This is a genomic window from Actinomadura verrucosospora (genome assembly GCF_039540335.1).
Classification (GTDB): domain Bacteria; phylum Actinomycetota; class Actinomycetes; order Streptosporangiales; family Streptosporangiaceae; genus Spirillospora; species Spirillospora verrucosospora.
The window spans coordinates 100,529-123,437 of sequence record NZ_BAABEV010000026.1 but is presented as its reverse complement, the minus strand read 5'-3'; the positions used below and the strand labels follow the sequence as shown (position 1 = coordinate 123,437).

Below are 22,909 nucleotides of genomic sequence, written 5' to 3'. Positions count from 1 at the left end.
CAGAGAACACCAGCTCAGGAATCATACGAACCCTAATGTGGGCAGCGTCAGGCAGCCGAGAGCCGCGCGAGCTAGCAGCCCGCCGCCCCATCCAAACCCACTTGGCTCCCCCACAGCGCAGGTCAGCGCCCGAGAAGAAGTGCCACAATCCGGTATTCGTCGGCCTGCACGCCTCGGTCATCCCGCAGCTCTGCACGGGCTCGCAGGCGAACGCCGGGCACGCCTTCTCGATCACCGCGGGCGGCATCGATGATCCGCCGTAGATGAGGCTCGGACGTCTGCCAGCACGCGCAGGAGGCCGTCGGGTGAGGCGTCAGCGAGAAAGGCCGACCGCACTCCTCGCCCCAGGCAGTAGAAGAGCCATTCCCTCCTCGAGGCGTTGAACTGCGGCGCGGGGACGCACACGACCGATCCCGGGTCGACCTCCCATGGCGCGGGTGTCGCCAGGTTCGCGGCAATGTTGGCGTTGCTCAGTTGCACCGCCTTCGGTTGGCCGGAGGTTCCGAGGGTGTAGGTGAGGAGGGCCGTCTCGCCGGGGTCCACCGGACGTCGGGCAGCGGTCGTGGGACGTCCGTCGAGCCAGGCGTCGTAGCCTGCGGCGAGGCGCAGGTCGCGCCCCAGCACCACGACGTTCTTCCCGGGGTGCGCGGCGTCCTCGCCTGCCAGGCCCAGCGCCCGCAGATACTCGGAGCAGCTGTCTGTCAGTTCAATCGGTTGACGGAGCCCGCCTCCGAACATCCCTGCTTCTGCGGTCCTTGAACTTCCTCGGCCGGGCGCAACGCGTACCTGGCCAAGGAAGAGCAGATGAAGGCGAGGGCGAGGGCGCTTTTGCGGTCATCTGATTCCAGGTCCAGCGCGTCTCATCTTCACGAGCAGAACAGGTGTATGGGGGTGTGATGGCTGGTTCGCCGTCTTCAGGGATGCCTTATCTCGGGGTGGAGGTATCGCCGGAGCAGGCAGGTGAACTGCTGAGGGCGGTCGCTGCTCGGCTGGCACCTGGCGAGATCATCCTGGGCTTGGTCACCACGGTGAAGGCGCTACCGACGCTCACCCACCTTGGGGTGACTGACAGGCGCATTATTGGCTTCAAAGCGTCAGCCCTGAACGATCGGGGGTTCGCGGTGGAAGCTGCGTCGGCTGCGGTGACTTCGGCGCACACACGGCCGTCCTATAAGCAGCGAGAGTTCTTGGTCGTGGTGGACGGCGACGGCGCAGAGACCGACTTCGGGGACGTCCACGGGGACGACGGGCGCCCTGTCTTGAAAATCATCGAGCAGGCTGCCGCCCAGACCGTAGCCTCCCCCTCCCCGGTTCCGGCTTCTGCACCACCGCACACGGCTCCTTCGGCACCGCGGGTGTCGGGCTGGCGTTTCAATCCGCCGCCGACGTGGCCGCCGGCCCCACCAGGGTGGACACCTCCGCCGGGATGGCAGCCCGATCCTTCGCGGCCTCCCCCGCCGCGGGGCTGGCAACTGTGGGTTCCCGCCGTTGCTCCAGCCCAGCCGTCGCCCCACCCTGTTGCCCCGCACGCGCCCATCCCTCCGCCCTCTGCGGCATCGGAGTACGTGGGGGTGAACGGGCGGATCCTCCTTGAGGGTGAAACGCTGATCCTGGTCCGCAGTGGCCTCCGCTCAAAAATGGTGGGTCACGCTGAAGAGTCTCGCCGTATCCCCTTTCAAGCGATCTCAGGTGTCCGGTACAAGGAGGCCGGACGGATGGTCAACGGTTACCTGCAACTCGGTCTCGGCGGCGTCGAACCACAGGCCCTCAACGTCGGGAACGCCGCGTCGGATCCGGACACGGTGCTGTTCACCTGGGGAAAGCGCAACGACTTCGAGCACCTGCGTTCACGGCTGCAACAGGTGGTCACCGTCAACCGCGCCTCCGGGACCGATCCTGCGGCATTTCCCTACGATGGCGCCTCTCCCACCCGGCCGATCGAGCCCAACACCAGCCCCGGGACGGGAGAGAACCCAACCAGACATCAGCCCCCGGCCGGTCATTCGCCTCCAACCGGGCCGACGCGATCGGCCGCTGGGAAGGGCGCGGCGCGGAAGCACCGGGCTTGGCCCGTTATAGACCCGCCGAAGACGACGCCTTCGCGCCTGCCCAAACTCGTCGCTTCACCGGCGTGGCTTCCCGGAGACGTCGAGATCGAAATCGTCGGCGAGTTCTACCGTGAACCCGAGGTCCGCGCCGCGGCAGCGGACCCTGGGCACGATGGTGTACGAGCCGCAGTACTCGTGCCAGAGCCACGTTTCTCTAAGTATCCGGATGCCGTGGCGGTCTACGTGCAGACCTTCCACGTCGGGTTCATCGCCAAAGAGATCTGCGGCCCCGTCCATCGTGCGATCATCGACTTCGCGGCCGCCCACGACGGGCAACTGCCCTCGTGCCCAGCGGAGTTCTACCAGGACAGACAGGGACAACAGGTCGCTCTGCTGATCGATCCCCGTCCGCTGGGGCTCCAGCCGTCCCTGTTCAGCGATATCCCGGACATAGCCGACAGCGTCGAGCGGTTGCTCAGCCGACTCGCTGGCCCCTCCCCCGTCCTGCACGGACACCACGACGCGGCACGGCGCACACTTGCAGCCGTAGCGACGGACTACGCCCAGGTCAAAGAGACATGGTCAGATGACCGGCCCATCGACGCTTGGCCGGCCCTGGAGAACAGGGTCAGAGCACTCATCCAGCAGTTGGAGCAGGCATCCGACCCGAAGGTGGCAGATGCCTGGCTCATGTACGCGCGATGTGTGCGTTACCAGCGAGGCAGGCGTGACGACACCCTCGCCGGATACTTCGGGTGCTTGTACAACGACCGGAACAACAGCGAGGCGTGGGCGGAACTGTTCGAGTACGTCTGCGCAGCACCGCACATCCCGATGCTGCTCGACCTCTACCGCCACGTGCCGCTCCCGCTGAGGACCGGCCCAGCGCGCCGCCTCCTCGCGGTCTCCCACGGCCGAGACCGCCACGGCAACATGCCCGCTCACCGTGGAGAACGTCTACGCGTCGAGTTGAAGGCCCTGGCGGCAAGCCAGAACGACACAGCCCCTCTCGCCGTCCTGGCCGAGGACGCCGGACGCCGCGCCGAAAAAGACGGAGACGAGGACGCGGCCATCGCCGCCTACCGCGAAGCCGTCGCCGCAGGCAGCACCAACCCCAGAGTCGCTGATCGACTCAGCATCTGGCTGGTGAAGCAGGAACTCTACGCCGAGGCCGAGAAGGTGCTCACCCAGGCCCTCCAACAACCGCCCACAGCGGCAAGCACACGAGACCGGCTCGAGAAACGCCTGCGACGCTGCCAGCGGCATCTGTCGGGACCGTCCTGAAGATCGTGTGGGTGGGGCGGTGACCCTGAAGGCTGGGGCCGTTGCCCCCGCCCGGGGAGATCGTCTGCGAGCGACGACGAGCGGTCGGGCGGGCTGGATGTCCGGCCCTCCGCCGAGCTGATCGAGCGGGCCCGGGCAGGATGGCGCCGGTGGGGCCGGGTGGGCTGTTGCCCCGGTGCCACCAAGACGGTGCTGCAGCCGCGCGCGGGAAACGGAGATGTCCGAGCATCTGGGCCATAAACGGGCGAACGCTCGGCCCGCTGGCCGGTAACCGCCGCAACCGCCAGTTCGTCCACACCCGTGCCCACCAGTCAAGATCGCGGAACCGCGGAACCGGACGAGTCCTTTACGTTGTAGATCACAACATTGGTCTCCTCTACTCTGTACCGCTCTCCGCGAGAAGGAGCGGGAGCGTAGGCAAGGGCCGCTGGTATCCAGCGCTGCTTCTCGTCGGTCAAGCCGGAGCGGGGGGCGGTGAGGACAGCGTTAGTCCGATGGTGCCGGTTCCGCCAGCGGACATCGCCCCCATCGCACGAGACGACGGTGCCGGCGGGGTGCACGGTAGTGGTGACGGCCTCGCGGGGTTTGGCGAGGCAGCGGACGCTCGTTCGAGCACGGTGACCGGCGGGTCTGAACCCAGCAGGACGTCCCGGCATGCGCGGATGACCGCGAAGCCGGAGCCGGTGAAGGCCATGCCGTACTAGCGGACCTTCCCCCCGGACGGTCAGACGGTTCGACGTAGCAGCAGCGACGCCTCCAGACAAGCAGCAAGCACTCAACCCGACTTCGACCACGCAGAGTGACTGGTACCGCGGTCTTCTTGTGGCCTCGTTCGCGGTGGGAGAAGGATGATCTCCCAAATTCCTCCCACCGGGCCACCAGTGGCCGCCCCCCGAGCCCAAGAAGCCCAAGAAGCCGCCCTGCGGGAGCGACGCCGCGCACTGCTGGACCGAAACCCGTGACCTCTTCGGAGCTGCGACAACGCCAAAGAGGCCTGCTCATCGTCCAAGCAAGCCTCTGACCTGGCAAAACGTGGGCGATACTGGGTTCGAACCAGTGGCCTCTTCGGTGTGAAGCAAAGCAGAGAAGTCGATCTAGGTCGATCCGAGTCGAACGGGGAGCCTCTCACCTGCACAAACGCCCTGACTTAGTCGTGTTGGGTCGATGGGAGCCTGACTGCGGTGGCTCCCGAACCTGGCTCCCAGGGCGTTCAGATCCACCGGGGTCAGGCCTCCGCCCGTCCCGGAGGCATGCTTGCCGGCCAGTTCCCATGCCCAGGCGCGGCCGTCCCGGCCTTGCGGAATGGCCCGCAACGCCTGCGGACCAGCCTGGGCGAGGGTGGTGACCAGCCGCGACACCGTCGGATCGGACGCCACCGGCCCGAGCAACTCCGGCTCGGCCCGTAGGACCGCGATATCGGACAGGCAGTCCCCGCCCAGCGCCAGCATCACCGCTAGGTCCGCCACGACCTTGCCCGGATCGTGCATCACCCGCGGCCTACGCCACCGTTCCAACCAGCGGAAACCGCCCGGTCGAACCCGGGCGCACGGAGCGTCTCGGTCAGCAGCACTCCGCCGGCCCGACTTACGATCCCCGCGCCGTCCGATGACACCGCGAGCTTGGCATGGCGGCCTGCACTCTTCACGCGAAAAGTGCTTTCGGACTGATGCGGACATGACTCTCGTCAAGCCCTATCCTCCCAGCTCGGGGCACTTTTTGTCTAAACGGTCACTCTCGGCCCGCCGCCCGGTGAAGCCCGAGGTTAGGGCGTAAATTGGTGGCCGGTCGGGGGGCAAGGGCGCGTCCGGAGTGGAAGGTGGTGGCGAGGCCGAGGCCAAGCTGGCTCCGGGCTTGTTCTCAGGTATGCCGTTCGGTGTGGTCGCCCCCTTGATCATCATCCTGATCGCCCGGGCCCCGAACGAGGTGGCGCCTGGGGAGGAACTGCATGAGCAGATCCGCAATGCTCCCGGTCGCCGTGGCGGCGGCCAGAAACGCTCGGGGGATCGAATGGTCCGCGAGGAACGACAGCACGCCGACCATGGTCCCGGCGAGGGTTATCACGATGATCGGAGTGTCCAAACCCTTGGGGCCGGTCGGAGGTACTTCGGGATGCATGGGTCCTCACCAGGTCCAGGTTTCCCAGCGCCCAGTGGCACCGGGGCGGCTTCCAGATAGCCAGACCCGGCGGGTGTTGCACCACGCCGCAACGACCCGTGCCATGGCTGTTGCGTGAGATGGCAACAGCCGTACATGGCCGCGGTGTTCAACGGGCCAGTGGGCACAGGGAGTAGGCGCCATGGCTCCGGGAGGTGTTGCACGAAACGGCAACATCTGTCTACCTAGACGCACATGACGGTCCCATGGGTGGTCGTCCATGATGTTCGAATGACAGATAACGTTCCCGCTCGACAGGTTCGCTGGTCACATCTGGACCCGAGTCTCAACGCAGAGACCACAGCGTGGGTCACTGAACTGCGAGCAGTGTTCGCTGCGACCGGTTTGTCGATCAATCAGTTCGCGCGGCTTCACCCGGTCGTCAACAAGGGAACCCTCTCACGGTATCTCAACGGCCATCGAGTACCACGTGAGCGATGGCTCCTCGATCAGCTCCTGGCACGCCTGGAAGCTTCCGGCAAACCCGTGACCCCCGAGGTGTGCAAACACCTGAACGACCTTCAGCTTCGAGCTCTAGAGACAGCGCATCCCCACGAATACCGGTTGCGTCTGGTGAGCGACAAGTTGGAGCTGACGGTCACCCAATGGCACGAAGCCGTCCAGTATGCCGAAGACCTCGAACAACAACTGAACGAGCGAAATCGCCAGATTAAGAGACTCAGTGATGAACGCGAGCAGCTCCGGACCGCGTGGGACGACGAGCGTGCCCACTTGGAAGCCGCACACATGGGCCTTAACCATGAGATAGCGGACTTGCGTGAAGAGATCTCATTCCTGCGAGATCAGTTGTGTTTGGCGCGCGACCAAGCAGTGTCAGCCGAACGCCAGTACCAGCAACTCGAAGCGTACATGGATGATCTAGAGGCGGAAGTCCCTGGTCACCAGGGCGATGGCACCGTAGTAGCCGCCATCAAGGTTGCGGAAGGGCAAAGTAACGGTGATCGCCTAGGGCGCGCCGCCTTGGCCGCCTGGCCAGAACCTGATCAAAATTGGACTGTGGCCGGGATGCTCGCCCGCCAATACGCTTTCAGAGACCTGGCGGCCATGGTCGCGCAGGGGATGCTGGCCACAGATGGGCGACTGGGCGGACGGCAGGGGCACGTGGCGACATTGTGCGCGTTCGGGCAGCGCGTCCTCGACCTCGACGCCGAGGACTTCGGCATGCCCGAGGAGGCCGGCGAGGTCCCGCGCGACCTCCTCGACCGGGCCCGCGCCAGCCGCATGCCACAGGCCCCCCGGGAGCGGCCCCGCGGGGCGCTCGCCAGCCTCCGCCCCGCCTATCGGCTGCTGCTGGAGGTCATCGCGATCCATTGGCACCGCCGCGACATGGCCGCGCTCGTCGCCGCCGTCCACATCGCCGGCGAGTACCTCCCGATGCTGGCCTGGGAACCCGTCCTCGGCCACGCGGGCGACCCGGCGCTGATCGGTTCCGCCGTGCGCGGCGAGGGCAGCCGCTTCGGCGTCCCCGTCGAGCCGGAGTCAGCCCGCATGTGCGACCACACCCGGCCGGAACGCGCCGCCTGCGAACGCACCCTGCGCGTCGCCAAGGAGCCGCCGCCCGGCTGGCGCGCCTACCTCGACCGCCACCACAGCCAGGTCTCGGCCGCGCTCGGCGACTGCGCCGCCCGCTGCCGCACCCCCTGCACGGTCATGACCCGCCTGGACGACCACGTCCGCGCCGACCTCAGCGACCGCTGCCGGCTCGCCACCGACTTCACCGACGGCGCCCTGGTGAAACTGCGGCACGCCGCCCCGGTCGGGCACGGGTTCGGGGTCCCCTCACCCGAGGAGGTCCAGGCCGCCTGGACGCGCGCCCGCAAATCCCTCTCCCGACACCCGCTGGGCAAGGCCGTACTCAGGGAGCCTGTGGATGAGGCCTATCCGCTGTCCGGCCTGCCGATCTTGTTCTCGACTATCGCTGGCGCCACCATTGCCCCTGACACACTCCTGCGCGACACCACAACTCGCATCATCGCGGCCATGGAAACAGACGGACCGTGACCGTCCCTCGCGGACCTACCGCCCACACCCGGGCCGGCCACTGCCGCGCGTCGCCCAGCATCGCGGCGTAGCCGTCGCGGTCGGTGCCGTAGCGTCCGCCGCCCAGGATGGTCTCGTCGGCGGCCATCACCTCGATCGTGGTGGAGCGTTTGTCCGCGTCCATGCCAAAAACCACTCGGTCCATACCGATCCTCCGATGCTCGATCCATCACCTGGTTGTCGAGCCGGGAGGGCACCGCTAGTTCGAGCCGAGCAACGCCTCATACCGTCTTGGAGGCACTTTGGAGGCGCACTTACATGCCGCTGGTCGAGCGCTGCTGATCGCGGTGCCCGCCTGGTAGGCGCTGGGATTTTGCTGAGGTCGAGCCGGCACCAGTCCGCGGAAGTGAGGATGTGCAGGTCAGGGCCGCGTCCGTGACGAGCGCGTCGCTGGGAAGGTCATGTCCGTCGGGAGTACGACCCGATATTCTCCGGTGCTGCGCATTTGGTCGTCGGTCAGTTGGCCTGCGGCCAGGCGGTTGCGGTCGGCGCCGTATCCGCCGTACAGGGCGATGCGCGACCCGTCGGTGATGAGCGCACGTGCGGCGGCGCCACCGTGCCAGCCCGGTGAGAGTCCCATCGTGCACACGGACGATGGGAAAGTCGGTGTAGTAGCACGTCCAGGCGGTGTCCGCGTCGACGTTGAGCGCATAGCAGTCGCTGATCACGCCTAACGGGTTGTTCACGTGGTCAGGGAACCGCCAGTCGACCTCCAGATTCGGGGAGAAGCGTGCGAGCCCGCAGGTGTTGGAGGGAAGATATGGCGGGCGCGTACGCACCCCACGTACGTCCGATCAATGAGATGGTCCACGCCTTGCGCGACCAGGACTGGATGCCGCACGTCGCCCCTGGCATGGGGCAGTGGAGGCATGTGCCCTGTCGATCCTGAGGGAGCCGAGGCCCCAAGCCACGGAGGTGTCGGCTCCGGATTTCTGTGCGGGGAGCACGACGATCCGACAGCGGAGTTTCAGGTCCAGCTCTTCAAGGGGCGGGGATCGCGCCGGGAGATGTTATCCCCTGGAAAGCCTACCCCTGGTGCGTCAACCACTCGCCGGAGGCGGCCGAGCTTCAGGCCGACGTCGAGGTCCTGCAGCAACTGCTGGCTTGATGCCGAAGGTTGAGGTCGTGCTAATCCAAGTCAGCGAAGCCCAGGACAGGTAGCGCGCCGCCTGCTCAAGACGCACCCCGAATTTGTCCGTGAACGGAGTCTAAGGTGGTCAGCACTTACCACCAGGGACGATAGGCTCTCTTCGTGCGAGGCCCGGATGAGCGCGCCGCGCACAGCACAGAATTGACTCTTGCCAGACCGTCGGTGATGTGCTCCATGGAGTGAGCGAGCAGCTGTAGAACTCAGCCGTGCTAATCGGGCAAGGAGTCTAGGCGAAGGCCTACGATCATCGCCACGCCGCCAAGAACCCCGAGGATAAGCGCCATCTGCCAGTGTGTCGTCCTACCTCTTAGCCACGCTGGACCGGGCCCTAATCCCCTGGACACCGACACCGTCATGCCGCAGAACGGTATACCCGGCTGTCGTTGCTCAACTCCAGACGATGAAACCTTCAGGATCTGGCCTGACCTCGTGGCTGCCGGTGACATGATTCCTTCGTGGCCAACTCAGACGGTTCCGCACCCTTCCGGTTCAACGTCACTAAGACCTACCCGGCCCGGGGGCCATTGCAGCAGTACCGGGTGGACACCACGACCGCGTTCACTTGCTGCCGGTGCGGACAGGTCAAGAAGTCGAAACTGATCACGACGACCGGTGGAACCTGGGATCGGCTGCTGTGCAACGGCTGCTACGGACGGCTGCTGTCGATTTGGGAGATCAAATCTGGGTCTCTGGACGACACCGAGCGGTACGACGAGCTCCACCGGCTCCTGACGAGCCTGGTCGCCGAAGCGGAGATCGCACAGGCAGCGTCGCTCATCCGGGCACGCGATCAGCGCGCCGAGCAACTGTCCCGAGAAGCAATGGTCGTGCTGTCGACGGCGGAAGCGGTCGCCTCGAGCCTGGTGGCGGCTGCCACCGAACTCGACTGGTCGGCGGCCATCATTGGCCTGTGCAAGGCGGTGGAGATTGAAGCACTCAGACTCCTGGTTGTGCCGTTAAAGGCATCAGTCACTCAACTCGACCTGAGAAGCGACCTGTCCCACCGGGACATGCAAAGGGTCGCCCGGTTCTGCACCGGTCGAGGCACCCCGCCCGAACTGGGAACCCTCGCCCACTTCCTCACCGCCGCGAGCGACCCGCGGCGTGGTCTCGCCTCCAGTACGCTCCTCGCCTCGTTCCGTCTCCTCGTACGATCCTGGCCAGCTTCGGACTGGCTGTTTGCCCCAGACGGCTTCCCGGGATCGGTCACTGGCCTGACCCGGACCTTCCGCAACCCCGCCGCGCATACAGAACTGCTGGATCAGACCGCGTACCAGGAATGCAGCACCCTAGTCCAGGGTGAGGACGGAATCTTGTGGAAACTTCTCGTCGCCACCACCGGCTGATCGCTTGCCCATCCAATGGGGATTCGCCAAGGTGACCGTTGGCCATAAGGGCCGCGTGGAGCGCTACAGGAGTCGGAGCGTGGGTCGGATGTCGGGCATTCCGGGAGGAGTTCGCGAACATGATTGGGGTGTCAGTAGAGTTCGTGAGCGAGTTTGCGGATGGTGAGGCCGGTCTCTTGTTCGGCAAACTCGTGTGCCTGTCGGAGCATCACTGGCTGCTCTCCGGGAGGGTGAGCGACGGGCTCGGTAGCCAATCCTGGTTGGCGTCGGAGACGCGGAGGCGTTGGTAAGCGCAGCTGGTGGTGGCGGATCAAACCAAACTCTCTGCGATCGATGAGCTCGACGGTCACGGTCACGGTCACGGTCACGGTCGCGACGGACCGGCGCCGAGGCCCTTGGCCGTACGGGTGGCGCGCGGTCGATCGTGAAAGGATGGTTTGATCGCTGACTATGGGGCCTCGTGTGGTGGCAGTGGACATCGGATCGGTGAAGTCGCCTTCGAAGTTCGCATGGGCGGCGTTCGACGTTCCGATCCAGGACACGATCGCCGAAGGCAAAGACCCCAACAGTGTCGACGACGCGTGAGTACTGGCTCTGGCACACATTCCGTGAGGGGGCTGATCCGGTAGGTCACGGTCCGGGGGTTCTGGCCGGTAGCCGCCGTTGTGATCGCGGGCACCGCCGGTGTGTCGATCAAGGAACTGGTGACCGTGTTGTTTCCTCACCTGGCCCGCGTGTGCGTGGACCGAGTGATCCACTGCCGTGCCTCGGTGCGGATCATCGCTCGGACCATGACGCGCGAGGCCGTATGCCCCGGGTGTGGAACGAGGTCGAAGCGCAGGCACAGCCACTATGAGCGGCGGCTTGCCGACACCGCGGTCGGGCGGCAGGAAGTGCTGATTCATCTGCGGGTTCACCGGTTCCGGTGCGGCAATGGCACCTGCGGCAGTCAGACCTTCGCCGAGCAGGTTCCAGGCCTGACGGTCCGCTACGGCCGCCACAGCACCGGGGCCGGTGAAGCCATGCAGGCGATCGCACTGGCGCTGGGAGGCCGGGCCGGGGGCGCGCCTGGCCGGACGGCTGGCGGGCACGGTGAGCCGCATGACGCTGACCAGGGCGATCCGCAACCTGCCAGAACCCGCCACGGGAACACCCCGCGTCCTTGGTGTGGACGACTTCGCGCTGCGCCGCGGACGCGTCTACGGCTCGATTCTCATCGACATCACCACCGGTCGGCCGGTCGAGGTCCTGACCGACCGCACCGCCGACACGCTGGCGGCCTGGCTGCGGGCCCACCCTGGTGTCGAGATCGTCTGCCGGGACCGGGCCGGAGCCTATGCCGAAGGCATTGCCCGCGGTGCACCGGAGGCGATCCAGGTCGCCGACCGCTGGCATCTGTGGCGAAACCTCGGTGACGCCGTCGAACGGGCGGTGGCTCGGCATCGCCGTCACCTGCACGTTCTTAATGAGAAAGCACAGGTGTCCGAGGCATCGCCCGCCCGGCGGACGTCCCGGTTCCCCGAAGGCAGAAACGACCGGGTCGCTGTCCGCACCCGGCAGCGGCACACCGCCGTGCACGCCTTGCTGACTCAGGGCCGCACCATCATGCAGATCGCCGACGAGCTGCAGCTGAGCCGCAACACCATCCGCCGGTTCGCCCGGGCCGCCGATCCCGACCTGCTCCTGGTCCACGGCGGCACCGGCAAGCGCACCAAAGACCTCCAGGCCTACGACGCCTACCTGCGCACACGCTGGGATCAGGGCTGCACTAACGCCCAACGACTTCACGCAGAGCTACGTGAACGCGGATACAGCGGCGCCCTCATCACGGTCCGGCAATACCTCCAGCCCTGGCGGACCCGCCGGCCCGCACCGCAGGGTCCGCGTCCGCCGACGGTCCGCCAGGCCACCGCCTGGTTCCTGAGCAACCCCGCCCACCTGGACCCCGGCGACCAGCGCCGCCTCGACATCCTCTGCAACGCCAGCCCGCAGCTCGCGGTCCTGCGCGACCGCGTCCGCGAGTTCGCCGAGATGATGGTCCACCGCCAATGACAGCGGCTCGAGACATGGATGACCGACGTTGCCGGTGACGACCTGCCCGAACTGCGCTCCTTCGTGACCGGGCTGCGCCGGGACCAGGACGCCGTCGCCGCCGGGTTCACCCTGTCCTACAGCTCCGGCCCCGTCGAAGGCCACGTCAACCGCATCAAAATGATCAAGAGACAGATGTACGGCCACGCCAACCCCGACCTCCTGCGCAAACGCGTCCTCCTTGCCGACTGACACACTCCGCTTCACGGAATGTGTGCCAGAGCCAGTTTTCACGTGTCGCCGACACTCGGCGGCGGTCGAACACTGGCGACGATCGCGGGGCGTTTGGAGGAGGTTGTTGTGAGCCTGATGGAGATGAACGGCAGCGGTCTCCGGGGCACAGCCGACCTCTTCGGCGATCTCGGCGCGACGTCTGCCCTCGACGCGGCCGCAATGCGCAACTCGCGCGACAACATCGACACCGAGGCGCGCTGAGTGTTAATGACCAGCTCGGCGAGGAACTCAGCGCGCGCACTCATCGAAACCGTCCCCTCGTAGGCGGCGGCCTGTGCGCCGCCGGACGCGGGGCTGGAGCGTCCACCAGGCCCTGAGCGCCGGCCCGAGCCCGGGCTGTCAACTCGGGACCAACCTGCGGGTCGTGCAGGTGGCAACAGCGAGGCCGCCTCGTTGATCTCAGCCAGCCCATTCGGCAATTCTCTTTCGGCAACAGCGTGGGCGGGTAGGTCCGCAGCATGAGGAAGTCAACGAAGTCAGATCAGACCGCGAAGAGCCGGATGATGTCGAGGGCCGCCAAGGACCCCGGTAGCAAGACCGCCAAGACCGGCGCCGCCCAACGGGTGCAGTCGGCTGCCGACAAGAACGCCGCCACGGGGAGCAAGTTCGCCCGGAAGTGACGGGGGCTCTTTCGGCACGTGCTCTTGGTGGACGTCGACAGGCCCCGGTTGGCTAGGAGTGGCCGCCGGCCAGGAAGCCGTCAAAGTCTTGGCCGGCCGCACAGGACACGGTTTCGCGTATGTCGATCGCGGTCCCGCCGAGGCACTCCGGATCGGCCTCGCGGTGGGGCGTGCGCCGGGACGCATCTCTTCCGGCGCTCGACGGCGTGCCGGACCCTGTCCCAGGGAACAACGCCGACAGGCGGCCGACGACCCGGCCTGGCAAGCTGACTATCGCCGCTGGAGGCCACCGGTCGAACACGCCGTCGCCTGGCTCGTCCACCACGGCACCCGCCGCCTCCGCCACCGAGGCACCATCAAAGCCGACGCCTGGCTCCACACCCGAGCCGCCGCCCTCAACCTCCGCCGACTCATCAACCTCGGACTCACCCGAACCAACCACACCTGGCACCTTCCCAGCCAGCACATAACTGCGAGGGTTGTCCGGCCCACGGCTGGACAACCCTCACAAGATCTTCAGCAGTCTTCTAGGCAAGTTCTCAATGGGCCGGGGCGGCTTTCGCCGCCGCACTCCGCCCGCCCAGGACGACGCAATCACGATCATCGGCGTCTGTCTGAGCGCTTCGGGAATCTGCGAAGCGTACGGTGGCTCCCGAAACTGGCTCCCGAGACTACGAAGCGCTCATTGGAACACACGAGATCGCGCCGTGGGCGACGCTGTGACCTGCGGAAACTTGGGGTGGGCGATACTGGGTTCGAACCAGTGGCCTCTTCGGTGTGAACACAATCGATCAAGCCCGAGGAAAGCCGCCTCTCGATAAAGCCGCAGGTCAGACAGCATCCTTCGCTTCACCACAGCGCACTTCAGGGAAGATCAAGGACGTTGCGATCTCCCACAATTAACACCCCCGCTTGTCACGACCGCACTCACCCACGGTAGCTGAAGGGCCATGTACGTTCGATCAGGGCACCGGTCGGCCTGTTCGCTTCGCAACTCATCTGGGCGATTTCGGGGGGCTCTGGCCTGCGGCCCGCTCCGGCGCGCCACTCCCTGCATGCGCTCGCCACCTTCGACGAGGGCTCATCACGTCGCCTGCCAGGTGCCCAGGCTTGGTAGCTCGGCTTTGGCTACCCGGCCGACACCGATCTGAGCGACCAAAGGGTCAGTAGGAGTAGCCCGCGAACCTCCCCGGTATGCGTTTGCCATCCATGGCGGCCTTCGGACAGACGGCGCGCCAGGACTGCTCCACCCGATCAAGCTCTGCGGAGTTGAGCCCGGCCCAACGGCTGGTGAGCTGCCGGCCCCCCATCCGCAGCCGCAGGGTCGCGGTTCCCGCTCCCGGGCCGAGCAGCGACGGGTGGTCGGGATCGTGGTCGTGGCCCCGGTGGGTGATGTGCACCGTGTTCACCATGCGGGGATCGTGGTCGGTGGTCCGCCCGCTGACGCGGTGAACGCGGATACGGCGCAGGCCGTCGCCGACGACGGCCACCCGGACAAAACGACGCCGGTCCCGCAGCCAGTAGGCCGTGACCCAGGCCGCGTAGACCGATGCTCCGCAAAACGCCGCGACGGAGACGAACCATTCGTCGCCCAGCCAGAGCAGGCCACCGAAGCCAGCGAGGGCGGCCGCCGCCGCGACATGGCGGAGCCACCGCAGGCCCCAGCCGTTCCGCTCAGCGGCCTTCCACAGCAGATCATCCTCAAAACGCACAAGACCATCATCCGTCCGGACCCGGGCTTGGCGCTAGAGAGCTTCAATAGCTGGAGTTACTGATTTGCAGGTGGGTGTGGGCGAGGAGGCTGTTGCGTAGTGCGGGCCGGTGCTGGATGCGTTTCAGGCGGGTCTTGATCAGCTGCATGAGCTGGTCGATGGTGTGCTTGGTGAGGTTGGCCAGGGACCGTTTCAGGTGTGACCACACACCCTCGACGGGGTGTCGACGGTCAGCTTCACATCCGGGTCCAGGACCTGCAGGAGCGCTTCGAAGTCGCCGCTGAGGGCGGCGGCGCGGAACGCCTGGACGACCTCTTGGTGCTCGCGGCCCGGGCCCGCCGGACGGTCCGTGGCCTGGACCTTGCGGCGGGCGCGGCTGGCGATCATCTTGGTGGCGTCGGCGGGGCGAGGCCGACCGGATCGGCCAGCACGGCCTGCTCGTCCGGCGCGGGGTCGTCCGCGGGCGTCACCACGAGGTCCGCGTACTGCTGCCCGTAGGCGGCTTCGGGGTGGGCTTGGCGCGATCTCAGGACGTCCAAGCTGATGCGGCCGACCACGGTGGTCAGCCACCCCGCCAGGTTGGCGATCGTCGACTCGTCCTGGCGGACGAGACGCATCCAGGCTTCCTGAACCACGTCCTCGGCGTCGGCGTGGGAGCCCAGCACGCGGTACGCGACGGCGTGCAGCCGATCGCGCTGGGCTTCGAACGCCTCCGTCACGGGTCGGACGGGTGGGCGGTCACGGCAAAGGTAACAGGACCGGCCTGCCGGAGCGGTGGAGTTGCTCGGCAGTACGCGGCCGACGACGAGGGTGTGCGTCTCACCAGCGGTCGGCTTCCCAACACACGGCGTCGTCCCATCAAGGCACAGCCAACGCCCGACCGCTGCGGCCGTTGCCGCTCCCGATCACCGATGCAGGCGAGGTCGCCCGCTTGGGTGTCCGTCGACCCCCGGCACCGTGGTCAGAAAAGACCAGGGCTTGACCCTCTCTATACCCACGGCAAATCGGTTGCACCGAAGACTGGTCTGACCAGTCAGCAGCCTGCGCTCCATGGTGGCGGACCTCAGAGTCGCCTGAATACAGCTAGCCGAAACGTCTAACTGATGGAGAATGAGAAGAAAGAGCAGAAATCCGCCTGGTTCAGAGACCAGCGGGACTTCTGGTGGAATGATGACTTCATAGATCTCCTTGCCCAAAGATGGCGACTCGCTGATGCCGAGTCCCTGGCGGATATCGGCTGCGGCCTCGGGCATTGGTCACGGCTCCTCTTCCCGCACCTGAGATCTGGCGCTCGACTGCTTGGGGTCGATCGACAGGGAGAATGGTTACGGTGCGCCCGGGAGATCTTCAATGACGCCTACCCCGCTTCTGTGGCGGCAGGGCGAGTAGAGTTCCAACAGAGCGACGCCACCGCGCTCGCGGTTTGCAGCGACGCCTTCGACGTGGTCACTTGCCAAACCCTCCTGATGCATCTCGCCGAACCATTCGAGGGGTTGAACGAGATGATCAGAATCACCAGACCACGAGGTCTGGTCATCTGCGTTGAGCCCAGCAATCTATTCAACATGTTGTCTTTTGACTCATTCACCTCAGAAAACGACACGGAGACACTGGTCCAGGACTACGAGTTCTGGCTGCGTTTTCAGCGAGGCCGCATCGCGTTGGGCAAGGGGGACATCTCCCTTGGAGAGCTCCTACCAGGGATGTTCGCCCAGTCCGGCTTGACCGATATCCGCGTCCACCTGAGAGACAAAGCGTTCCCGCTCTATCCACCATACGCGGGCGCAGAGCAGAGTGCGACGTTGGAGCCAATACACGAGTGGGAAAAGAGCGAGACCGGGCCTTGGGATTACGATCAGGTCCGCCGATACTTTCTGGCCGGCGGGGGCGATGAGGCCACGCTGGCGGCCCAATTCTCAAGAATGCGTGAAGAAGCACAGCGCCAAAGCAGAGCCATCTCCGATGGCCGATATCATTCAGCGGGTGGAGCAACTGTATACATCGTGTCCGGGAGAAAACCTTGAGCTCGAAGTTGCCGTTGCTCTGATCGATCGCACGACCAGGCAGACCGGACATGACCTTCTTTAACTGATTTGTGGTCGAATGCCCTTCATCGCCCATCAGTGCGGCCAGTTCCGGAGGCCGTCAAGTGACCTGGGAGCAGCGCTTACCGCAGCCTCCACGACCGTCGCACTATCAGCGGCATTGACAACCTTGTCGAGCAAGAGTTCAGGACAGGCATGAGTGATATGGTAGAAGCATGAGTTCAGCTGCGGCGATCAATGGCACGTGGAAGATCAGTGTTGCGTCAGGAGTCGACCAAGTCCAGTTGACCCTTCGCGGAATGTTGTCCGGTGACCGCAGTTTCTCCAGCTCGTTGAACCTGCCTCTGGTCACGCTCCCAGGCCTGTCTCGGGAGGCGCTCACCTCGGAAGGCACGCAAATTGATTTCGAGCTCCCTCGTGACGCTGGAGTACTGGCGTTCAAGGGACAGGTAGGCCAGGGCCGGGGTGACGGCAGCTTTGCGTTGGAAGCCAGCGTGGAGTTCCTGGGAGGCATGCAAAGCCTGGGCTACGAGAATCTCACCGGCGAAAATCTCCTCACGATGGCAAGCCATGACGTCAACCTCGCCTTCGTGAAGGAACTCAGCGCGCTGGGCTATGAGCGGATCCCTGTCGCCCAGCTCGTGGAGATGCGAATCCACGGAGTCACCAGCGAGTTCGTCCGGGAACTGCAGGCACTCGGCTATGAGCGCCGACCCCTCGACCAGCTGATCGCCATGCATATCCACGGCGCGGGCCCAGACTTCATCCGCCAGTTCCGGGACCTGGGCTACGAGCAGATCCCCGCCACCCAGCTCCTGGAGATGCGAATCCACGGAGTCACCAGCGAGTTCGTCCGGGAACTGCAGGCGCCCGGCTATGAGCGCCGACCCCTCGACCAGCTGATCGCCATGCGCGTCCACGGCGCGGGCCCAGATCCCATCCCCGCACAGCGGCTCTGACCCGGGGAGACACTTGCTCCTTCCGTGATAGGCCGCGATAAGTATGTCCGACGAATCGACCAAGGACCATCCGAGCGCCAGCATCCAGATCTCGCTGCGGCGCGCAACGTTGGATATTGCGAAGGTGCTCCAGGAAAACGCTCGTGTCACCCGTGACGGGAGCATGTACTGGTGTCACCCAGGCCAACCCAGCCCATCCCTCCAGCCAGTTCTCGTCGGACCACACCTCTATGCCGGCACTACAGGGATCGCTTTGTTCTTCGCGGCCATGTGGAGCGTCTATGGCGACGACGGCTCACGTGATATCTCCCTTCGAACGATCGCTCCACTGCGAGACGACATCCACGAGATATCGACGGACGAAGATCGGGCACGACGGCTTCACCAGCCGATAGGCGGACTTACAGGCCTCGGTTCGATCATCTATGCGCTCGTCCGGATCGGCGACTTGTTGAGGGATGCGACAATTGTGGACGACGCGCAACTCGTGACCCCGCTGCTCACCCCAGACCGTATCGGGGCAGACGACAAACTCGACGTCATGGTGGGGAGCGCTGGGGCCGTGCTCGCGCTCCTTGCCCTCGACGACAAGCGACCGGGGAAGATCCTCCAAGGAGAGCCACCCATAGAACTCGCCTTGCGCTGCGCACGTCATCTTCTGCGGAACTCCGGATGGATGACCTCAGAAAGTCGAGGCGCGGAGGGGTTCTGCCACGGTAGGGCCGGGATCTACTCAGCTCTGGCGAAGCTCCACGAAAGGACTGGCCGACAAGAGCTTTGCACGGTTCTGCAGCGATACCTCTCCGTCGACCGTTCTCTCTGGGCTCCACTCGACGAGTGCCCGCGAGCACCACTCCTGGACAACCGTTCTCTACACTCTTGGTGCAAGGGAGGAGCTGGGATCGCACTCGGGCACATGGCGCTGAGCAAAATACAGCCCGACTCCCCTCGAATAAGCGAGGCCACCTCCTTGCTCGAAACCACGGCCGCGGCACCTCTATCCGAAACTGACGACCTCTGTTGCGGGAATTTCGGGCGCGTCGATGTCCTCATTCATGCCGCGAGTGTGCTCCAGGAGCCGACCTACCTGGATAAGGCCGTCAACCTCGCGAGAAGAGTGCTGGAGCGAGCACAGCGTCAGGGACGTTACTCACTGATACTCGGGCAACAGGCAGGCGTCGACCTGAGACTCTTTCCAGGCATCGCTGGGATCGGGTACTCGTTGGTTCGTCTCCAGGCGAGCAACAACATTCCGTGTGTAGTGGGAATGGAGTAGATTTATCGGGGCTGCTGGATAGAGCCGGCGTCGATGGCTCTTCTTTACGGGACTGTCCGGCCCTGCCTCGCCCTTTCCTTGAACCAGTGGGCTGTCAACGAAGCGCGACCTCTGTGCTCTGGCACACATTTCGGATGCTGTCCGCGGTCTTCGCCGGGTCATGGCGAATGCTCGATTCCCGTCTGCCGGCGTAGCTGCTGGAACGGTACGTTGTGAACCGTCGGGGATGACCCCAGTGGTGAACACTCGGCGAGGTGGGTGTTGTTGGTGCCGACGGTGGTCAGGACGTGTTGGCCTCGCCTCCGTCGCGGATGACGTGGCAAGCCCACCATCGCGAGGGCAGCTGCTCAAGCCTGGCCCGGTCTGGACCTGTCGGAGGGGGCGCGGAAGCGAGGCGATGCCGCAGCCCTTGCCGGTGCCGACCAGTCGCTCGGCGCAGTGGCGGCAGTTTGTGCGGGAGGGCATCCCCTGGAATTCGTCAAGGGTTGGGCGGAGTGTTCATTCGTCGGATCCCGGTCCGCCGCCGACGTCGACACCCCGAACAGCGGGGCGAGCTGCCGCATCGTCAGGTTAGTGCGCCAGTACGCCGCGACCAGCAGTGCCCGGTCCTCCAGCGGAAGGCTCCACGGCCGGGCCTTGCGGACGGCGTCCGCACCCTCGTGCCGCAGCACCGTCACCAGTTCGCCGAGCTGCCGCGGGCTCAGGCCGGCAAACGGGGCTGTCCAGGACGGCTCCGACGCCGCGATCACACCAGCATACGGAGATCATCTCCTGTGGCCCGGGAGCTCCGCGTGATGCCGCACAGAAATTGATGGTGCGGCACGGCTCTGGCATCAAGAATCACCGGATGCATGAAGTGAAGCTGTCCGACGGGATCATCACCCTGTCCCCCCTGCGCCTGGACGATGCGGAGGCGCACCTCGCGGGGGAGGACGAGCTACTCGTTCGCTGGCTCAACGGCGGCCCAGGCACGCGACAGGGCATCGAGGCGTACTTCCGGCACTGCCGGGAGCAGTGGGACACCGCCGGACCACTCCGCGCGTTCGGCATCCGGATGGGTCCCGACGAGGTGCTCGCGGGCACGATTGACTTGCGATTCGCAGGAGAAGGTCTGGCGCCCGGCCAGGTGAATATCGCCTACGGCCTCTATCCGTCCTGGCGGGGGCGTGGCCTGGCTACCCGCGCAGTCCTGTTGGCGTCCCAGTACGCGGCGAGTGAGGGCGGGGCGGAGGCGGTAATCCAAGTGGAGCCGCGGAATCCCGCATCTGCCGCAGTCGCGCAGCGGGCAGGGTTCACCCCCGGCAAGCCGGCACACAGCAGCGACGGCACACGCTTCGACTGGTACATCCGGAACCTGCACGCCGCCACCCGTTGACAACCAACAGGTACGGGACAGCCCTTAGGGGATGACGCCCTCCATGCCTAACCGGGGCGTGCGCGAGCAGCCGGTGTCAACGACGGCCGAATTCTGACCCCCTGGCGACGGGCGGGTTCCAGGGTGGTTTCGCATGATCGTCGCAACAGCGGTGGTTCATGATTGCAGACGTTCGGTGAACACAGCCGCCGGAGTGCGCCAGCCGAGGATCCGCCGTGGCCGGTGGTTGAGAAGGTGCTCGACGCGGGCCAGGTCGGCGACGGTGAAGCGACGCAGGTCGATGCCCTTGGGGAAGTACTGGCGCAGCAGGCCGTTGGTGTTCTCGTTGGTGCCGCGCAACCAGGGACTGGCCGGTCGGGCGAAGTAGACGCCGTCGCTGAAGTGCGGGGCGAGCAGGTCATGCCGGGCCATCTCCGAACCCTGGTCCCAGGTCAGGCTCAGCCGGGCCGACTCGGGCAGGGTGGCCAGCACTGGGGCAACGGCGTCGACGAAGGCCTCAGCGGCGTGGCCGGCCGGCAAGTGGACCAGGCGTACGAACCGGCTGGTGCGGTCGACCAACGTGCCGGTCGCCGACTGGCTCATCCGGCCAACGATCAAGTCGCCTTCCCAGTCCCCGATCCGGTGGCGCAGCTCGATCACCGGTGGGCGGGCGTCGATCGGCGCCGCGGGCGCGATGAAGCGAATCTGGCGCTGGTTGATGCGCCGTCGGCGCTTGCGCAGCGGGCGCCCGGTGCGCAACCGCTTGGTGGGCGTCCTGCTCAGGCCACCCTTCCCGCCGTAGTAGAGGGCCTGATAGATGGTCTCGTGGCACACGTGCCACCCTGGCTTGCCCGGGTGCTCGACCCGCAGCCAGGCGACGATCTGCTGCGGGCTCCAGTCCAGCTCCAGCTTCTGCTGCACCAGGGCGCGTAGCGCGTCATCGCCGACGAGCTTGCCGGCGCGTTCACGACGCGCTTTGGCTCGCGCGCGGGCATGTGCCAGGTCGGCGTCGTAGATGCCCTGGTCGTGCGGGCACATGTTGCGCTTCAGCTCCCGCGAGATCGTCGAGGGCGCCCGGTCCAGCCGCCGGGCGATCTCACGCACGCCAAGGCCACGTTCGTGCAGGGTGGCGATGCGCTGCCGCTCCAGCAGCGACAGGTACCGGGACGACCGGGACTCCTCGGCCACCCGCGCGGGCGGGATGCCACCCCGTTCGGCCCGCCACCGGTATCCGGTCTTACGACCGATGCCCACCTGGCGGCACGCCTCGACCGTCCCGACACCGGCGAGGACCAGTTTCCAGTACTCGTCCTCAAGCTCCAGTTGCCGCTTGCGGCCCCGTCTCCCCAACTCCACACCCCTTCACATACCAGGAGTGTTGCGACAAGTACTGGAACCCGCCCGTCGCCTGGGGGTCAGTATTCACGCGTCGTCGACAGCCGGAAGTAGCCAGGTCGAAAAGGATCGGATACATCCATAGGTGGGCACGACATAGACTACTGAGCACAATCCGTAGGTCTCAGCAGCCCATCGCGAATCAACCGCCGAACCAGGGTGAGCTTACTGTCCGAGCTTGCTGAGCCCGGCAGATCGCAGATGCGGAAGTGCTTGTGATCGCGTATGAACTCCAGGGCCGAAGAGATCACCTTCGGACCTTGAACGCGTTTCGGTCCAAAAATGATGGCGGAGGTTTCGCCCGAATTCTCTACCAGGCAGGCGAGACCCCGCCTCCTCTCGACCATCGAATTCGGCCCGATCTCCTGCATACCGGCCAGCACGGAAAAATGCCCGTCCGGTGGATACGTCCGTGCGCCGACGTGCTCTTCGACCAACGACCGAAGGGCTACATCGAAGGACAGACTCTCATTGAGCCGACCCAGCAGGCGCGCGAATATGGGCGCCATACTCTGCTGCGCCTCCCGGTCACCGATGAAACCGGGGGGAAGGTCTTGGCGAAGTTCCAAGTCCTCCAACGCAGCCAACTCCAGCGCTCGACTGAAGAAATCCACCCACGTGAGCGGATGGAAGGAAAGTGTCAGGTGCAACGAGAACTCATCTCCCGCAACGGCTTTGTGAAAGAAGCCGCGCGGGAGGTAGATGACATCGCCGGCCTGGAGAAGAGGCTTGTCGCGAAGCTCCAGTTCTTCCTCTGTCCATTTCATCTTCGTGACGTGCTGGAACGAACGTGGCGAATCCAGGGGCCGCTCGTAGATCGGCTCCCAGATGTGCCATTGCTTGGAACCCGCCACCTGAACGATCAGCGAGTCCAGCATATCTACGTGGGCCGTGAAACCCTGTGATCCAGGAGGCGTCAGGAAGAGGTTGAACCCGATTTCCATGTCAAGGGCTTCTTGCAGGCTGGCCGCAAGGAGCCCGAGCGGAGGCCAAACCTTCTCGACTCCGATCAACCGGATGGTGTCGCCGGACAGGTAGGCCTCGTAGAGGCGATCCTTGGAGAGTTCGGCGACCGAGGCCAGCGTCGCGCTACGTCCGCTACCAGGCGGTGGGATGATGTGAAGGATCTTTGAGGCTCGGTTTGCCGCCGTCATCAGGCAGGCGTCCAGGTCGGCGAGCG

20 protein-coding genes, 1 tRNA gene and 3 pseudogenes are annotated in these 22,909 nt (G+C 65.6%); 13 read left to right on the top strand and 11 right to left on the bottom strand.

Annotated elements, in window-relative coordinates; genetic code table 11:
• Positions 1-231 precede the first annotated feature (231 nt).
• Positions 232-738 carry an AMP-binding protein gene (locus ABD944_RS25900; protein WP_345180760.1) on the bottom strand — a complete coding sequence of 169 codons (507 nt, stop codon included), beginning with the start codon at positions 736-738 and terminating at the stop codon, positions 232-234.
• Positions 739-896: 158 nt separating this feature from the next.
• Between ABD944_RS25900 and ABD944_RS25895 the strand changes: the two genes are divergently transcribed.
• Positions 897-3,332 carry a DUF4429 domain-containing protein gene (locus tag ABD944_RS25895; protein WP_345180758.1) on the top strand — a complete coding sequence of 812 codons (2,436 nt, stop codon included), beginning with the start codon at positions 897-899 and terminating at the stop codon, positions 3,330-3,332.
• A 1,033-nt stretch (positions 3,333-4,365) separates the two neighbouring features.
• On the opposite strand, the gene ABD944_RS25890 is transcribed toward ABD944_RS25895, so the two are convergent.
• The 3 genes from ABD944_RS25890 to ABD944_RS25880 all read right to left on the bottom strand — a co-directional run bounded on the left by ABD944_RS25890 (position 4,366) and on the right by ABD944_RS25880 (position 5,447).
• Positions 4,366-4,475: transfer RNA gene (locus tag ABD944_RS25890), tRNA-Ser, on the bottom strand.
• Positions 4,427-5,008, bottom strand: coding sequence for a transposase (locus tag ABD944_RS42550; protein WP_378189974.1), 582 nt, complete (start codon positions 5,006-5,008; stop codon positions 4,427-4,429). Before ABD944_RS42550 ends, ABD944_RS25890 begins: the two co-directional genes overlap by 49 nt.
• Positions 5,009-5,189: 181 nt before the next feature.
• A complete protein-coding gene (locus tag ABD944_RS25880; RefSeq protein ID WP_345180756.1) occupies positions 5,190-5,447 on the bottom strand; it encodes a hypothetical protein in 258 nt (85 codons plus the stop codon).
• 366 nt (positions 5,448-5,813) lie between these two features.
• Between ABD944_RS25880 and ABD944_RS25875 the strand changes: the two genes are divergently transcribed.
• Positions 5,814-7,508, top strand: coding sequence for a hypothetical protein (locus ABD944_RS25875; RefSeq protein ID WP_345180754.1), 1,695 nt, complete (start codon positions 5,814-5,816; stop codon positions 7,506-7,508).
• Here ABD944_RS25875 and ABD944_RS25870 read toward each other — a convergent pair.
• The gene (locus ABD944_RS25870) at positions 7,477-7,671 is read right to left on the bottom strand and encodes a hypothetical protein (protein WP_345180751.1); all 195 of its coding nucleotides are present in this window, start codon (positions 7,669-7,671) and stop codon (positions 7,477-7,479) included. The genes ABD944_RS25875 and ABD944_RS25870 overlap by 32 nt on opposite strands.
• Positions 7,672-9,152: 1,481 nt before the next feature.
• Between ABD944_RS25870 and ABD944_RS25865 the strand changes: the two genes are divergently transcribed.
• The 7 genes and pseudogenes from ABD944_RS25865 to ABD944_RS42540 all read left to right on the top strand — a co-directional run bounded on the left by ABD944_RS25865 (position 9,153) and on the right by ABD944_RS42540 (position 13,769).
• Positions 9,153-10,043: a hypothetical protein gene (locus ABD944_RS25865; protein ID WP_345180749.1), complete on the top strand. Its 891-nt coding sequence runs from the start codon at positions 9,153-9,155 to the stop codon at positions 10,041-10,043.
• A 791-nt stretch (positions 10,044-10,834) separates the two neighbouring features.
• Positions 10,835-10,963, top strand: a pseudogene (locus ABD944_RS42545) (transposase family protein); the annotation flags it as partial.
• Positions 10,964-11,144: 181 nt separating this feature from the next.
• Positions 11,145-12,095 carry a transposase gene (locus ABD944_RS25860; RefSeq protein ID WP_345180747.1) on the top strand — a complete coding sequence of 317 codons (951 nt, stop codon included), beginning with the start codon at positions 11,145-11,147 and terminating at the stop codon, positions 12,093-12,095.
• A 15-nt stretch (positions 12,096-12,110) separates the two neighbouring features.
• Positions 12,111-12,326: pseudogene (locus ABD944_RS25855) on the top strand (transposase); the annotation flags it as partial.
• A gap of 108 nt (positions 12,327-12,434) precedes the next feature.
• Entirely contained in the window at positions 12,435-12,569 is a 135-nt protein-coding gene (locus tag ABD944_RS25850) for a hypothetical protein (RefSeq protein ID WP_345180745.1), read from the top strand.
• A gap of 257 nt (positions 12,570-12,826) precedes the next feature.
• Positions 12,827-12,988: a hypothetical protein gene (locus tag ABD944_RS25845; RefSeq protein WP_345180743.1), complete on the top strand. Its 162-nt coding sequence runs from the start codon at positions 12,827-12,829 to the stop codon at positions 12,986-12,988.
• Between the two features lie 58 nt (positions 12,989-13,046).
• Positions 13,047-13,769, top strand: a complete 723-nt coding sequence (locus ABD944_RS42540) for a transposase (protein WP_425550318.1) — start codon at positions 13,047-13,049, stop codon at positions 13,767-13,769.
• A gap of 382 nt (positions 13,770-14,151) precedes the next feature.
• On the opposite strand, the gene ABD944_RS25840 is transcribed toward ABD944_RS42540, so the two are convergent.
• From ABD944_RS25840 to ABD944_RS25830, 3 genes are all read right to left on the bottom strand, one after another.
• A complete protein-coding gene (locus ABD944_RS25840) occupies positions 14,152-14,700 on the bottom strand; it encodes a hypothetical protein (protein WP_345180741.1) in 549 nt (182 codons plus the stop codon).
• Positions 14,701-14,892: 192 nt separating this feature from the next.
• Entirely contained in the window at positions 14,893-15,087 is a 195-nt protein-coding gene (locus tag ABD944_RS25835; protein WP_345180739.1) for a hypothetical protein, read from the bottom strand.
• A complete protein-coding gene (locus ABD944_RS25830) occupies positions 15,084-15,419 on the bottom strand; it encodes a sigma factor (protein ID WP_345180737.1) in 336 nt (111 codons plus the stop codon). Before ABD944_RS25830 ends, ABD944_RS25835 begins: the two co-directional genes overlap by 4 nt.
• 384 nt (positions 15,420-15,803) lie before the next feature.
• On the opposite strand from ABD944_RS25830, the gene ABD944_RS25825 reads away from it, so the two are divergent.
• From ABD944_RS25825 to ABD944_RS25815, 3 genes are all read left to right on the top strand, one after another.
• Entirely contained in the window at positions 15,804-16,724 is a 921-nt protein-coding gene (locus ABD944_RS25825; RefSeq protein WP_345180735.1) for a class I SAM-dependent methyltransferase, read from the top strand.
• 236 nt (positions 16,725-16,960) lie between these two features.
• On the top strand, positions 16,961-17,704 hold the full coding sequence (locus tag ABD944_RS25820) for a hypothetical protein (RefSeq protein ID WP_345180733.1): 744 nt from the start codon (positions 16,961-16,963) through the stop codon (positions 17,702-17,704).
• 43 nt (positions 17,705-17,747) lie between these two features.
• Positions 17,748-18,980: a lanthionine synthetase LanC family protein gene (locus ABD944_RS25815; RefSeq protein WP_345180731.1), complete on the top strand. Its 1,233-nt coding sequence runs from the start codon at positions 17,748-17,750 to the stop codon at positions 18,978-18,980.
• A gap of 512 nt (positions 18,981-19,492) precedes the next feature.
• Here ABD944_RS25815 and ABD944_RS25810 read toward each other — a convergent pair.
• Positions 19,493-19,729, bottom strand: a pseudogene (locus ABD944_RS25810) (helix-turn-helix domain-containing protein); the annotation flags it as partial.
• A 98-nt stretch (positions 19,730-19,827) separates the two neighbouring features.
• Between ABD944_RS25810 and ABD944_RS25805 the strand changes: the two are divergent.
• Positions 19,828-20,355, top strand: coding sequence for a GNAT family N-acetyltransferase (locus tag ABD944_RS25805; RefSeq protein ID WP_345180729.1), 528 nt, complete (start codon positions 19,828-19,830; stop codon positions 20,353-20,355).
• Between the two features lie 156 nt (positions 20,356-20,511).
• Here the strand turns inward: ABD944_RS25805 and ABD944_RS25800 are convergent, their stop codons facing one another.
• Positions 20,512-21,684, bottom strand: coding sequence for an IS30 family transposase (locus ABD944_RS25800; RefSeq protein WP_425550320.1), 1,173 nt, complete (start codon positions 21,682-21,684; stop codon positions 20,512-20,514).
• 146 nt (positions 21,685-21,830) lie between these two features.
• Positions 21,831-22,883 carry a JmjC domain-containing protein gene (locus ABD944_RS25795; RefSeq protein WP_345180725.1) on the bottom strand — a complete coding sequence of 351 codons (1,053 nt, stop codon included), beginning with the start codon at positions 22,881-22,883 and terminating at the stop codon, positions 21,831-21,833.
• Between the last annotated feature and the right edge of the window lie 26 nt (positions 22,884-22,909).

Excerpts from the sequence above, each read along its gene's own strand:
- ABD944_RS25900 (WP_345180760.1), bottom strand. The coding sequence starts at position 738 with ATGTTCGGAGGCGGGCTCCGTCAACCGATTGAACTGACAGACAGCTGC.
- ABD944_RS25895 (WP_345180758.1), top strand. The coding sequence starts at position 897 with ATGGCTGGTTCGCCGTCTTCAGGGATGCCTTATCTCGGGGTGGAGGTA.
- ABD944_RS42550 (WP_378189974.1), bottom strand. The coding sequence starts at position 5,008 with ATGTCCGCATCAGTCCGAAAGCACTTTTCGCGTGAAGAGTGCAGGCCG.
- ABD944_RS25880 (WP_345180756.1), bottom strand. The coding sequence starts at position 5,447 with ATGCATCCCGAAGTACCTCCGACCGGCCCCAAGGGTTTGGACACTCCG.
- ABD944_RS25870 (WP_345180751.1), bottom strand. The coding sequence starts at position 7,671 with ATGGACGCGGACAAACGCTCCACCACGATCGAGGTGATGGCCGCCGAC.
- ABD944_RS25860 (WP_345180747.1), top strand. The coding sequence starts at position 11,145 with ATGACGCTGACCAGGGCGATCCGCAACCTGCCAGAACCCGCCACGGGA.
- ABD944_RS25845 (WP_345180743.1), top strand. The coding sequence starts at position 12,827 with ATGAGGAAGTCAACGAAGTCAGATCAGACCGCGAAGAGCCGGATGATG.
- ABD944_RS25835 (WP_345180739.1), bottom strand. The coding sequence starts at position 15,087 with ATGATCGCCAGCCGCGCCCGCCGCAAGGTCCAGGCCACGGACCGTCCG.
- ABD944_RS25825 (WP_345180735.1), top strand. The coding sequence starts at position 15,804 with ATGGAGAATGAGAAGAAAGAGCAGAAATCCGCCTGGTTCAGAGACCAG.
- ABD944_RS25820 (WP_345180733.1), top strand. The coding sequence starts at position 16,961 with ATGAGTTCAGCTGCGGCGATCAATGGCACGTGGAAGATCAGTGTTGCG.
- ABD944_RS25815 (WP_345180731.1), top strand. The coding sequence starts at position 17,748 with ATGTCCGACGAATCGACCAAGGACCATCCGAGCGCCAGCATCCAGATC.
- ABD944_RS25805 (WP_345180729.1), top strand. The coding sequence starts at position 19,828 with ATGCATGAAGTGAAGCTGTCCGACGGGATCATCACCCTGTCCCCCCTG.
- ABD944_RS25795 (WP_345180725.1), bottom strand. The coding sequence starts at position 22,883 with ATGACGGCGGCAAACCGAGCCTCAAAGATCCTTCACATCATCCCACCG.